Annotated in this window: 11 protein-coding genes and 1 pseudogene; 10 read left to right on the top strand and 2 right to left on the bottom strand. The window is 72.9% G+C overall.

Features of this window, described 5'->3' with window-relative positions; genetic code table 11:
* The first annotated feature begins 129 nt into the window (after nt 1-129).
* The 4 genes from D7I43_RS11360 (at nt 130) to D7I43_RS11345 (ending at nt 4,461) form a co-directional block, all read left to right on the top strand.
* Nucleotides 130-1,110, top strand: coding sequence for a LacI family DNA-binding transcriptional regulator (locus tag D7I43_RS11360; RefSeq protein WP_240032916.1), 981 nt, complete (start codon nt 130-132; stop codon nt 1,108-1,110).
* Between the two features lie 24 nt (nt 1,111-1,134).
* Nucleotides 1,135-2,382 (top strand): sugar ABC transporter substrate-binding protein, encoded by a 1,248-nt coding sequence (locus tag D7I43_RS11355; protein WP_120328422.1) that lies wholly within the window; start codon nt 1,135-1,137, stop codon nt 2,380-2,382.
* A gap of 65 nt (nt 2,383-2,447) precedes the next feature.
* Nucleotides 2,448-3,569, top strand: a complete 1,122-nt coding sequence (locus D7I43_RS11350; protein WP_120328421.1) for a carbohydrate ABC transporter permease — start codon at nt 2,448-2,450, stop codon at nt 3,567-3,569.
* A 1-nt stretch (nt 3,570) separates the two neighbouring features.
* Nucleotides 3,571-4,461, top strand: a complete 891-nt coding sequence (locus tag D7I43_RS11345) for a carbohydrate ABC transporter permease (protein ID WP_120328420.1) — start codon at nt 3,571-3,573, stop codon at nt 4,459-4,461.
* A 142-nt stretch (nt 4,462-4,603) separates the two neighbouring features.
* Here the strand turns inward: D7I43_RS11345 and D7I43_RS11340 are convergent.
* Nucleotides 4,604-5,167, bottom strand: a pseudogene (locus tag D7I43_RS11340) (N-acetyltransferase family protein); the annotation flags it as partial.
* A 35-nt stretch (nt 5,168-5,202) separates the two neighbouring features.
* Between D7I43_RS11340 and D7I43_RS11335 the strand changes: the two are divergent.
* Nucleotides 5,203-6,480 (top strand): glycosyltransferase family 87 protein, encoded by a 1,278-nt coding sequence (locus D7I43_RS11335; RefSeq protein ID WP_120328418.1) that lies wholly within the window; start codon nt 5,203-5,205, stop codon nt 6,478-6,480.
* Here D7I43_RS11335 and D7I43_RS11330 read toward each other — a convergent pair.
* A complete protein-coding gene (locus D7I43_RS11330; RefSeq protein ID WP_120328417.1) occupies nt 6,379-6,933 on the bottom strand; it encodes a GNAT family N-acetyltransferase in 555 nt (184 codons plus the stop codon). The two genes, D7I43_RS11335 and D7I43_RS11330, sit on opposite strands and share 102 nt — an antisense overlap.
* 80 nt (nt 6,934-7,013) lie before the next feature.
* On the opposite strand from D7I43_RS11330, the gene D7I43_RS11325 reads away from it, so the two are divergent.
* The 5 genes from D7I43_RS11325 (at nt 7,014) to D7I43_RS11305 (ending at nt 12,480) form a co-directional block, all read left to right on the top strand.
* Nucleotides 7,014-8,243 carry a winged helix-turn-helix domain-containing protein gene (locus D7I43_RS11325; RefSeq protein ID WP_120328416.1) on the top strand — a complete coding sequence of 410 codons (1,230 nt, stop codon included), beginning with the start codon at nt 7,014-7,016 and terminating at the stop codon, nt 8,241-8,243.
* A complete protein-coding gene (locus tag D7I43_RS11320; RefSeq protein WP_120328415.1) occupies nt 8,240-8,803 on the top strand; it encodes a DUF2752 domain-containing protein in 564 nt (187 codons plus the stop codon). Before D7I43_RS11325 ends, D7I43_RS11320 begins: the two co-directional genes overlap by 4 nt.
* A 219-nt stretch (nt 8,804-9,022) precedes the next feature.
* Entirely contained in the window at nt 9,023-9,766 is a 744-nt protein-coding gene (gene thyX, locus D7I43_RS11315) for an FAD-dependent thymidylate synthase (protein ID WP_120328414.1), read from the top strand.
* Nucleotides 9,767-9,812: 46 nt separating this feature from the next.
* Entirely contained in the window at nt 9,813-10,739 is a 927-nt protein-coding gene (gene dapA, locus D7I43_RS11310; RefSeq protein WP_120328413.1) for a 4-hydroxy-tetrahydrodipicolinate synthase, read from the top strand.
* Between the two features lie 52 nt (nt 10,740-10,791).
* The gene (locus D7I43_RS11305; protein WP_120328412.1) at nt 10,792-12,480 is read left to right on the top strand and encodes a ribonuclease J; all 1,689 of its coding nucleotides are present in this window, start codon (nt 10,792-10,794) and stop codon (nt 12,478-12,480) included.
* The last annotated feature ends 72 nt before the right edge of the window (nt 12,481-12,552 follow it).

The following is a 12,552-nucleotide window of genomic DNA, read 5'->3' as shown; positions in this document are numbered from 1 at the left end:
CAACGACGTCTTGACAAGTCGTTAGCGGCGGTGCAGAGTGCGAAACATTCCAGAAACTTGAACGATCTAATCCTGCCGTATCCAATTTGGATCGTTCAAGACGGCGAGAGGGATTTTGTGGCCGAAAAGGTGACCATCGCTACGGTGGCCCGGCACGCCCGCGTGAGCCGCCAGACGGTGTCCAACGTGCTCAACGCCCCGCACATCGTGCGGGAGGAGACCCGGCAGCGCGTCCAGGAGGCGATCGCCGCCCTGGGCTACCGGGCCAGCCAGGCCGCCCGGCAGATGCGCACCGGCCGTTCCCGGCTGATCGCCGTCCGCATCGAGCCGACCCGGGACGGGATCAACGGCTCGGTGCTCGACCGCTTCCTGCACGGCCTCACCGAGACCGCGGAGGCGGCCGGCTACCGCACGATGCTCTACACGGCCAGCGACACCGCGCGGGAGATCGCCGCGTACGACGACCTGCTCAGCGCGTACGACCTGGACGGCTTCGTGCTCACCGGCACCCACCACGGCGACCCCCGCACGGCCTGGCTGGCCGAGCGGGGCGTGGCGTTCGTGACGTTCGGCCGCCCGTGGGACGACCCGGAGGCGCACCCGTGGGTCGACGTCGACGGCGCGGCCGGCACGGGCCGCGCCACCGGCCACCTGCTGGCGCGCGGCCACCGGCGGATCGGCTTCCTCGGCTGGCCCGCGGGCTCCGGCGTCGGCGACGACCGGCGCGCCGGATGGCGGGAGGCCCTGCGCGCGGCCGGGATCGACCCGACCGGGCTGGACCGGGAGACCGAGGACGGCATCGCCGAGGGCGAGCGGTCGATGCGCGACCTGCTCGCCACCGACGCGCCGCCGACCGCCGTGGTCTGCGCCAGCGACTCGCTCGCCCTGGGCGCCCTCCAGGCCGTACGCGCGGCCGACCCGCCCGTCGCGGTGGTCGGCTTCGACGACACCCCGGTCGCCGCCGCCGTGGGGCTGACCAGCGTCAGCCAGCCGCTCGGCGACGCGGCCGCCCGCTGCGTGGACCTGCTCACCGCGGTCCTCGACGGCGACCAGCAGACCCCTGCCCCCGTGCTGCTCCAGCCCTCGCTGGTGCTCCGGCACACCGCGTAACCCATCCCCCGAACAGGAGAACCGATGGCATCTCGAACCCTCACCCGGGCGGCGGTGGCCGGCCTCGCCGCCGTCGCCCTGCTCGGCTCCGCCGCGTGCGGCAGCGGCTTCGACGACAACTCCGGCGAGACCGCACAGTCCAACGGTCCGGCCAACCTCCAGATCCTGATCGGCTCGTCCGGCGACGCGGAGACCAAGGCGGTGCAGGACGCCGCCGCGAAGTGGGCCAGCGGTTCCGGCAACACGGCGACCGTCACGCCGGCGCAGGACCTCACCCAGCAGCTCGGCCAGGCCCTCGCCGGCGGCACCCCGCCGGACGTGTTCTACGTGGACGCCTCCCGGTTCGCCGACTACGCGAGCGTCGGCGCGCTGGAGCCGTACGGCGACAAGATCAGCAACAACGGTGACTTCTACGAGAGCCTGCGCACGACGTTCACCTACAACGGCAAGCTCTACTGCGCACCCAAGGACTTCTCCACCCTCGCCCTGCAGATCAACACCGACCTGTGGGCGAAGGCCGGCCTCACCGACGCCGACATCCCGACCACCTGGGACCAGCTGACCGCCACCGCCCAGAAGATCAAGGCGAAGGGGCAGGTGCCGCTGGCGCTGGGCGACACCCGCGACCGGATCGGCGCCTTCCTGGTGCAGAACGGCGGCTGGCTGATGAGCGAGGACGGCACGCGGCCGACCGCCGACACGCCGGAGAACGTGGCCGCCCTCCAGTACGTGAAGGACCTGCTCACCAAGGGCCTCGCCCAGTACCCGAAGCAGCTGGACGCCGGCTGGTCCGGCGAGGCGTTCGGCAAGGGCAAGGCCGTCATGACCATCGAGGGCAACTGGATCAAGGGCGCGCTGCAGAACGACTTCCCGAACGTGAAGTACAAGGTCGTCCCGCTGCCCGCCGGGCCGAAGGGGCAGGGCACCCTGTCCTTCACCCAGTGCTGGGGCATCGCCGCGAAGTCGAAGTACAAGGAGCAGGCCATCAAGTTCGTCGAGGCGATGACCAGCGGCGAGCAGCAGATGGCCTTCGCGAAGGCGTTCGGGGTCATGCCGTCGCGGGAGTCCGTCCGCGAGCAGTACACCAGCGCCTTCCCGAACGACAAGCCGTTCATCGACGGCGCCGCGTTCGCCCAGGGCCCGGTGAACGCCCCCAAGATGGACAGCGTCCTGCGGGACCTCGAAGCCGGCCTCCAGGGCCTGGCCACCGGTGACCCGAAGACGATCCTGGCGAACTTCGACAAGAACGCCACGGCGGCGCTCGGCGGCTGAGGTGGGAGGAGGGGCCCCGCCGACCCGGGGCCCCTCCCCGCACCTCCCGGAAGGGGGAGGGGGAGATGGCAACAGAGGCGCTCGCCGCGCCGGCCACCACGCCGGCCGGCCCGTCGCGCCGCCGCCGCGGCGGTACGCGGGGGAACGAGAACCTCGCCGGCTGGCTGTTCGTCGCTCCGGTCGTCGTGATCCTCGGGCTCTTCCTGCTGCTGCCGATCCTCATGGCGCTCTGGGTGAGCCTCACCGACTGGAACGGCCAGGGCAGCCCGTTCACCCGCGACGTGCCGTTCGTGGGGACGGAGAACTACACCCGCCTCTTCACCGAGGACGGGCTGGACCGCCGCGACTTCATGACGAGCATCCGCAACAACATCTACTACGTGGGGATCGTGGTGCCGGCGCAGACCGTGCTGGCCCTCGGCCTCGCGCTCGTGGTGAACAACCGGATGCTCAAGGGGAAGAGCTTCTTCCGCAGCGCCTTCTACTTCCCCTCGGTCACCAGCTCGGTCGCGATCAGCGTGGTCTTCCTGTTCCTGTTCGCCAACTCCGGCGCGGTGAACAGGCTGCTCGGCCTCTTCGGCATCGACGGGCCGCAGTGGTTCGCCGACTCCCGCGGCGTCCTGCACCTGCTGCTCGGCGCGGTCGGGGTCGACGACCCGCCGGCCGCCCTGACCGGCGGGGGACCGTTCGGCCTGAGCTGGTGGGACTGGCTCTCCGGCCCGAGCGTGGCCATGGTGTCGATCATCACGCTGGTCGTCTGGACGACCTCCGGCACGTTCATGCTGATGTTCCTGGCCGCCCTCCAGAACGTCCCGGTGGCGTTGGACGAGGCCAGCACGCTCGACGGCGCGAGCCGCTGGCAGCGGTTCCGCCACGTCACCCTGCCCCTGATCAAGCCGACCACGTTCCTGGTGGTCACGCTCGGCCTCATCGGCTCGTGGCAGGTCTTCGACCAGGTGTACGTCATGAGCCAGGGCGACCCGGCCAAGACCACCCTCACCCCGGCGTACCTGTCGTACCGGACCGCGTTCCGCGACTTCGACTACGGCTCCGGCGCGGCCATCTCGTTCGTGCTGTTCCTGATCATCATCGTGCTCACGTTGATCCAGCGCCGGATCATGGCCGACCGCGACCCGGTGGGGCGCCGCCGGCGCTGGTGGCGTCGACGCGCACCGGAAGGGTCCTGACATGGCCGTGCTGACCGACCGGCCGCCGGTCGCGGTGCCCGCGCCGCGCCGGCGCCGCGACCCCCGCGCGCTGGTCTCCCGCATCCTGGGGTACGCCGTCCTGGTCTTCTTCGGGCTGGTCTTCCTCTACCCGTTCGTGATCCAGCTCGGCAACTCCTTCAAGACCGAGCCGGACGCGGCCGCCAACCCGCTCTCGCCGATCCCCGACCCGGTGTCGCTGGCCGGGTTCGAGCGGATCTTCGCGGGCACCAACTTCCCGCTCTGGCTCGGCAACTCGCTGCTGGTCACCGTGCTGGTCACGGTGGGCCGGGTGTTCTTCGACTCGCTGGCCGGGTACGCGCTGGCCCGACTGCGGTTCCGGGGGCGCGCCGGCCTGTTCGCGGCGGTGGTCGCCGTCATGGCCGTGCCCCCGGTCGTGCTGCTGATCCCGAAGTTCCTGGTGCTCAACCAGCTCGGCATCTACAACAGCTACACCGGGCTCATCGTGCCGCTGCTCGCCGACGCGGCCGGGATCTTCATCATGAAGCAGTTCTTCGAGTCGATCCCGGTGAGCGTCGAGGAGGCGGCCCGCATCGACGGGGCGAGCGTGTTCCGGACCTTCTGGTCGGTGGTGCTGCCGATGGCGAAGCCGGCGCTGATCACGCTCACCATCCTGTCGTTCCAGGGCTCCTGGAACGAGTTCCCGCACAGCCTCGTGGCGGTGCAGGACCCGGACCTGTTCACCCTCCCGCGCGGCCTCGCCGACCTGGTCAGCGGCTCGCTGGGCAAGGGCAGCCAGTACCCGCTCAAGCTCGGTGCCGCCCTGCTGGCCACCATCCCCGTGGCGGTCCTCTTCGTGGTGTTCCAGCGCTACTTCGTCCGGGACGCCAACGACGGCTCCGACAAGGGCTGACCCCGCCGCGCCGGCTCGCGGCCGGCGCGGCGGCCGGGGCCTAGTCCGCCGGCCCCGGCTGGGCCGGCGGCGCGGGCGGTCCGTCGTCGGGCGTCGCCCCGGTCTCGCCGGAGGTCTCATCGACGGTCTCGGCGGAGCCGGCCTCGGCGGGCAGCGCGACGTGCAGGCGGAGCTGGGGGACCAGCATGTCGTCCACGTCGAGGGCGCGGGCCGCGCCGTCGGCCTCCCAGCCGGCGCTCGTGAGGAACTTCCGGGTCGCCGCGTCGGCGTCGAACGCCCACGCCACCGCCCGCGTGAAGCCGTCGGCGCGCCACAGGTCCACGCTGGCGGCGAGCAGCCGGCTGCCGTGCCCCCGCCGGCCCCAGCGCGGCTCCACCAGCAGGTCGGTGACGGCCGCGACGTCGCCGCCCAGCGCGTCGGCCGGCTCGTTCGGTGCGAGCGCCTCGGTGTCGGCCGGACCGGAGGCCACGAACCCCACCAGATACGATTGCTCGGCCTGTTCGACGGCGACCAGCACCCGGTGGGCGTCCGACGGCGGCTCCTGCACCGCGGCGGTCCACCGCCGCGCCAGCCACGCCTCGTCGAGGTTCTCGAGGACGTGCCGGGGCAGGATCCGGCGGTAGGCGACCCGCCAGGTCGCGAGCTGGATGCGTGCGATCTCGCCGGCGTCTTCCGGACGCGCCGGGCGGACGTACCCGAGAGCCATGGGACGTGAGCCTACGCAGGGCGAGGGAGGCGACGGTGGCGCAGGGTGCCGCTAGGACGATCGCGCAGGTCGTGGGCGTGCTCCTGCTCGCCGTCGCGGTGGCCGCCTTCCTCGCCGTGGCGGCCGTGCGGCACGGCTTCTTCGACCTCCAGGTCTACTACGGCGCGTTGACGTGGTGGGTGCACGACGGCGGGGAGATCTACGACTACCTGCGGCCGAACACCCAGTACGGCTTCACCTACCCGCCGTTCGCCGCTCTCGTCATGCTGCCGATGGCGTACCTGCCGTGGCTGGCCGCGATCGTCGTCAGCGTCACCGCGACCGTGGCGGTGACCGTGGTGCTCTTCTGGTGGCTGGTCGACCCGATCGCCCGCCGGGCGGGCTGGACGCGCTGGTTCGCCCTCGCCGTGGCGCTCTGCCTGGCCGCCGCGTACGAGCCGATGCGCGAGACGGTCAACTTCGGCCAGGTCAACATGCTGCTGCTCTTCCTGGTCGCCGTCGACCTGCTCCGGTTGCTGCCCGGCGGCAGCCGCTGGGCGGGTGTGGGCGTCGGGCTGGCCACCGCCATCAAGCTGACGCCCGGCATCTTCATCGTCTACCTGCTCGTCACCGGCCGCTGGCGGGCGGCGGTCACCTCGATGGCGACCGCGGCGGGGGCCACCCTGCTCGCCGCCGCGCTCTTCCCCGACGCCTCCCGCGAGTTCTGGACCGAGGCGCTGTGGAACACCGACCGGGTGGGCGAGCTGGCCTTCGTCTCCAACCAGTCCCTGCGCGGGGTCGTGGCCCGGCTGGACCCCGAGCACCCGAGCACCCTCGCCTGGCTGGTGCTGGTGCTCGGCACGCTGGCGCTGTGGGCCTGGCGCTCCCGGGCCGCGGCCGCCGGCGGCGACGAGGCGGCCGGCCTGGCGCTGACCGGCGCCGTGATGTGCCTGGTCAGCCCCGTGACCTGGGTGCACCACCTGGTCTGGCTGCTGCCGGGGCTGATCCTGCTCGTGGACAACGCCGTGGCGGCCCGCCCCGGCAGCCTCCGCCGCCGCCTGCTGCTGGCCGCCGCCGTCACCGGGTACGGGTTCCTCATCAGCCGGATCGTGTGGGCCTGGGAGAAGGACTTCACGGGGATCGACGGGTTCCTCGGCAGCAACACGTACGTCTGGATCAGTCTGGCCCTGCTGGCGTTCCTGCCGCTGCGCGGCCGGACCACGCCGGCCGGCTCACCCGTCGAGGCGGCCGGCGTACCGCAGCTCGACCAGCCGGACGGGCGGACGCCCGCCGGTGAGCGGCACCGGGTAGGTGGACCGCTCACCGTCCGGTGACAGCCCGGCCCGCACCGTGAAGCGGCGGGCCCGATGGTTCTCCTCGAGCACCCAGGCCCGGAAGGCCGTGAAGCCCCGCCCGGCCAGTCCCGCGCGGGCGGCGCGGAGCAGCGCCGTGGCCGTGCCGTCGCCCCAGTGCCCCGGCTCGACGAAGAGGGCGAGGACCTCGCCCCAGGCCGGGTCGAGGGTGTCCCGGTCCTGGTCGACGCGGTACGGCCCGAACGAGGTGAACCCCACGACCCCCTCGTCGCCCGACTCGGCCAGCAGCGTGGTGAACGGGTGCTCGGGGTCGGCCGTGCCGACGTCCCGCCGGCGCTGGGCCCAGGCGGCCACGTTCAGCCGCCGCAGCACCTCGTCCGGCATGATGCCGGCGTAGCCGGCCTGCCAGCCGTGCACGTGCACCCGGGCGACCGCCTCGGCGTCGTCCGGCTCCTCCCGGCGGATGGTGACCACGGCACCGTTCTATGCCCTGCCCGGCGGAGGGTCCAGCGTCCGCGCCGGAGCGTCGTACGCCTCGGCTAGGGTCGCCGGCGATGGCAGCTCCGGAATCGCTCTCGCTCGCCCAGGCGCGCCGGGTGGCGCTGGCCGCCCAGGGCTTCACCGACCCGCCGCCCGGCGGGGTGCCGACGCGCCGGCACCTGCGCCGGGTGCTCGGCCGGGTCGGGCTGATCCAGATGGATTCGGTCAACGTGCTGCAGCGGGCGCACTACCTGCCGCTCTACAGCCGGCTCGGGCCCTACCCGACCTCGCTGCTCGACACCGCCGCCTACCGCCGGCCGCGTGAGCTGTTCGAGTACTGGGGGCACGAGGCGTCGCTGGTGCCGGTCGGGCTGCACGCGGCGCTGCGCTGGCGGATGGCCCGGGCGCACAGCGAGGCCTGGGGCGGCATGCGCCGGATCGCCCAGGAGCAGCCCGAGCTGGTCGCCTGGGTGCGCGACGAGGTGGCCGCCCGCGGGCCGCTGACGGCCGCCGAGATCGAGCACGACGCGCCCCGCGAGAAGGGCAACTGGGGCTGGAACTGGTCGGCGGTGAAGCGGGCGCTGGAGTTCCTCTTCTGGGCGGGGGAGGTCACGGCGGCCGACCGCACCACGTCGTTCGCCCGCCGCTACGACCTGCCCGAGCGGGTGCTCCCCGCCGCCGCGCTGGACGCGCCCACCCCGACCGACGCCGAGGCGTACCGCACGCTCGTGGCCCTCGCCGCCCGGTCGCTCGGGGTGGCCGCGGAGCCGGAGCTGCGGGACTACTTCCGGCTGCCGCTGGCCGGTGCCCGGCAGGCCATCGCGGAGCTGGCCGAGGCCGGCGAGCTGCTGCCGGTGACCGTCGCCGGGTGGCGGCAGCCGGCGTGGCTGCACGCCGAGGCCCGGCTGCCGCGTTGGGTGCGGGGCAACACGCTGGTCAGCCCGTTCGATCCGCTGATCTGGGAGCGCAACCGCACCGAGCGGCTGTTCGACTTCAGCTACCGCATCGAGATCTACGTGCCGGCGCCGCAGCGTGTGCACGGCTACTACGTGCTCCCGTTCCTCCAGGGGGAGCGGTTCACCGCGCGGGTCGACCTCAAGGCCGACCGGAAGGCGAAGGTGCTGCTGGTGCCCGCGGCCTGGATCGAACCGGGCGCCGACCCGGGCGAGACGGCCCTGGCGCTCGCCGCCGAGCTCTACCGGCTCGCCGGCTGGCTCGGCCTGGACGCGGTGGCCCCGCCCGCCGCCGGCGATCTCGCCGGCCCGCTGGCCGCCGCACTGGTGGGCGTGGCGGGTGTAGCGTGAGCGGCGTGACGAGCGTTGACGGACCCGTCGGCCCGCCGCAACCGCCGGCGGGCGCAGTGCCGGACGCGCCCGCGTGGCCCGCGGGCCAGGTGCCGCCCTACCCGGCGCCCCAGCCCGACCGGCTCACCCGGTTCGTGGTCCGGCTCTACGAGCGTTCGCCCCGGTGGGCGGTGCCGCTGGCCGCGCTCGGCTGCGTGGCGGCCGGCATCGGCTACGCGCTCATCAGCGATCCCACCCGCTCGGATCCCGACGCCGCGCCCAGCTGCGTGCTCAAGCTGACCACCGGGCTGGACTGCCCGGGCTGCGGCGGCACCCGCGCGCTGTGGTACGTGGTGCACGGCGACATCCCGGCCGCCGCCCGCCACCACTTCGTGTTCGTCTTCGCGCTGCCCTTCCTGGCGTACCTCTTCGTGGCCTGGGCGGGCCGGCAGGCGTTCGGCTGGCGCCTGCCGGAGCTGCGGTTCAGCGGGAAGGTGATCGGTGGCTTCCTGGCCGCCTGGCTGGCCTTCTCGGTGCTGCGCAACCTGCCCTGGGCCCCCTTCACCACCCTGTACGTCTGACCCGCCCCCTCCCCGCCCCCCGCCCCGTCCCCGGTCCCCGCGCCGGCCCGATCCGCGCGGTGATCATGAGGTTGGCGGGGACGAACCGGGCATCCCGCCTCGCCAACCTCATGATCACCGGGGTGCGGCCCCGGCGCCGGGGTGGTGACCGAGATAGCAGCGGGCGAGCCCCGCTTGGGTACGGCCGGCCCTCCCACTACAGTCCGAGGAATGCCGGAGATGGTGCAGCCCCAGGTGAAGTTGATCGCGTGGACCCACTTCGAGGCGCCGGACGACGTCCCGTGGTCGACCGACGCCGACGGGGGCCAGGCGCTCGCCGAGTTCGCCGGCCGCGCCTGCTACCAGTCGTGGCGCAAGCCCAACCCGGCCACCGCCACCAACGCCGGCTACCTGGCGCACATCCTCGAGGTCGGGCACTACTCGGTGCTCGAACACGGCTCGGTCACCTTCTACTTCACCGGGGTGTCGCGCTCCTTCACCCACGAGCTGATCCGGCACCGGCACTTCTCGTACTCCCAGCTCTCCCAGCGCTACGTCCCCGAGCGGGACGCCGCCATGGTCGAGCCGAGGGTGATCGCCGAGGACCCGGAGCTGCACGCCAGGTTCGTCGAGGCCACCGAGGCGAGCGTGCGGGCGTACACCGAGTTGCTGGAGGGGCTGGAGAAGCGCTTCGCCGACGTGGAGAACGGCACCCTGCGGCGCAAGCAGGCCCGGCAGGCGGCCCGGGCGGTGCTGCCGAACGCGACCGAGACCCGGATCGTGGTGACCGGCAACTACCGGGCGTGGCGGCACTTCATCGGCATGCGGGCCACGGAGCAGGCCGACGTGGAGATCCGCGAGCTGGCCGTGGAGTGCCTGCGCCAGTTGCAGAAGGCCGCCCCGAACGTGTTCGCCGACTTCGTGATCTCCACGCTGCCCGACGGCACCGAGGTGGCGTCGAGCCCGTACGCCGAGCTGTCCTGAGCCCTTCCCCGGCGGGTGCTCCCGGGTCGTCCGCTAGGTTAAGAGGATGACGCACGACCACCCTGACACCCCCGCCCGGGCGGTGTCCCGCCCCTTCGGCCGGGTGCTCACGGCCATGGTGACCCCGTTCACCGCCGACGGTGCGCTCGACCTCGACGGCGCCGCGCGGCTGGCGACCCACCTGGTCGACGAGCAGCGCAACGACGCGTTGGTGGTCAACGGCACGACCGGCGAGTCTCCGACGACCACGGACGCGGAGAAGGAGCGCCTCATCCGGGCCGTCGTGGAGGCGGTCGGTGACCGGGCCAAGGTGGTGGCCGGGGTCGGCACCAACGACACCCGGCACACCATCGAGCTGGCCGCCGCCGCCGAGAAGGCGGGCGCGCACGGGCTGCTCGTGGTCACGCCGTACTACAACAAGCCACCGCAGGCCGGGCTGCTGCACCACTTCACCGCCGTCGCGGACGCCACCGGCCTGCCGGTGATGCTCTATGACATTCCTCACCGCGCCGGGGTGGCCATCGCCACCGAGACCCTGGTGCGCCTCGCCGAGCACGGCCGGATCGTGGCCGTGAAGGACGCGAAGGGCGACCTGACCGCGACCAGCTGGGTGACGAGCCGCAGCGACCTCGCCTTCTACAGCGGCGAGGACTCGCTCACCCTGCCCGCCCTGGCTGTCGGCGCGGTCGGCGTGGTCGGCACGTCCACGCACTTCACCGGCGCGCCCACGCAGCAGATGATCGAGGCGTACGAAGCGGGGGACACCGCCGCCGCGCTCGCCCTGCACCACCGGCTGCTGCCGCTCTACACCGGCATCTTCCGCACCCAGGGTGTGATCCTCGTGAAGGCGGGCCTCACGATCGCCGGCCTGCCCGCCGGCCCCGTGCGGCCTCCGCTGGTGGACGCCACCGACGACGAGATCGCCCAGCTGCGCGCCGACTGCGCGGCGGCGGGCGTCGCACTCCCCGAATGACCGAACGACACGACGGACGCCGGGCGACGGCGTCCCGGAACGAGGTGAACGCGTGACCGAGGCGCACATCGAGGCGGAACTGCCCCCACCGCTACCAGAGGGCGGGCTGCGGATCATCCCGCTCGGCGGGCTCGGCGCCATCGGTCGGAACATGACCGTCTTCGAGTACGACGGCAAGCTGCTGGTGATCGACTGCGGCGTGCTGTTCCCCGACGTGGAGCAGCCCGGCGTCGACCTGATCCTGCCCGACTTCGGGCCGATCCTGGACCGCCTCGACGACGTGCAGGCCATCGTGCTCACCCACGGTCACGAGGACCACATCGGCGCCGTGCCGTACCTGCTCGCGCACAAGCCGGACATCCCCCTGGTCGGCTCGCAGTTCACCCTCGCCCTGGTCGAGGCGAAGCTCGCCGAGCGGCGCATCCAGCCCTACACGCTGACCGTGCGGGAGGGGGGCCGGGAACAGCTCGGCCCGTTCGAGTGCGAGTTCTTCGCGGTGAACCACTCGATCCCCGACGCGCTCGCGGTGGCCGTGCGTACGCCGGCCGGCCTCGTGCTGCACACCGGCGACTTCAAGATGGACCAGCTCCCGCTCGACGGGCGGATCACCGATCTGGCGGGCTTCGCCCGGCTCGGCGCCGAGGGCGTGGACCTGCTCCTGTCGGACTCGACGAACGCGGAGATCCCCGGTTTCGTCACCCCGGAGCGGGAGATCGGGCCCGTCCTCGACTCGATCTTCCAGAAGGCGCGCGGGCGCATCATCGTGGCCTCGTTCGCCTCCCACGTGCACCGGGTGCAGCAGGTGATGGACTCGGCCGCCGAGCACGGCCGCAAGGTCGCCCTGATCGGCCGGTCGATGGTGCGCAACATGGGCATCGCCCGCGACCTGGGGCTGCTCAACATCCCGCCCGGCCTGGTCGTCGGCCTCGAAGAGGCGACCACGATGCCGCCGGAGCGCATCGTCCTCATGTCCACCGGGTCGCAGGGCGAGCCGATGAGCGCACTGGGCCGCATGGCCAGCGGCGACCACCGGCACATCACCATCGCCCCCGGCGACACGGTGGTGCTCGCCTCGTCCCTGGTGCCCGGCAACGAGACCTCCGTCTACCGGGTGATCAACCGCCTGGCCCGCGCCGGCGCGGTGGTCGTGCACAAGGACGTCGCCAAGGTGCACGTCTCCGGCCACGCCCCGGCCGGCGAACTGCTCTACCTGCTCAACGTGGTGCGCCCCAGCAACCTCATGCCGGTGCACGGCGAGTGGCGGCACCTGCGCGCCCACGCGCGGCTCGGCATCGAGTCGGGCGTGGCGCCCGACCGGGTGGTGCTCTGCGAGGACGGCGACGTCGTGGACCTGGTCGACGGGCGGGCCAGCCTGGTCGGCCGCGTGAAGAGCCGGTACGTCTACGTCGACGGGCTCGCCGTCGGCGACGTGAGCGAGTCGCTGCTCACCGAGCGGCGGATCCTCGGGGACGGCGGTTTCATCGCCGCCACCGTGGTGGTCGACTCGGTCACCGGCAAGGTGGTCGCCGGCCCGACCGTCTCCGCGAAGGGCTTCTCGGAGGACCCGGAGGCGTTCAACGACGTCATCCCGCTGGTCACCGAGGCGCTCAACCGGGCCGCCGCGGACGGGATCACCGATCCCCACCAGCTCCAGCAGATCGTCCGCCGGACGGTGGGGCGCTGGGTCAACGACGCGTACCGCCGCCGCCCGATGATCGTCCCCACGGTGGTCGAGGTCTGACGAGGCCGGTCGCCGACGTCCCGGTGGGCGTCGGCGACCGGCGTCCCGCCCGCCGACGCCGTGACGCCGGTG

This window comes from Micromonospora globbae (assembly GCF_003610785.1).
In the GTDB taxonomy this organism is placed as follows: Bacteria; Actinomycetota; Actinomycetes; order Mycobacteriales; family Micromonosporaceae; genus Micromonospora; species Micromonospora globbae.
Note: the sequence above shows the minus strand (reverse complement) of the source record. Positions and strands in the feature narration are given on the sequence as shown.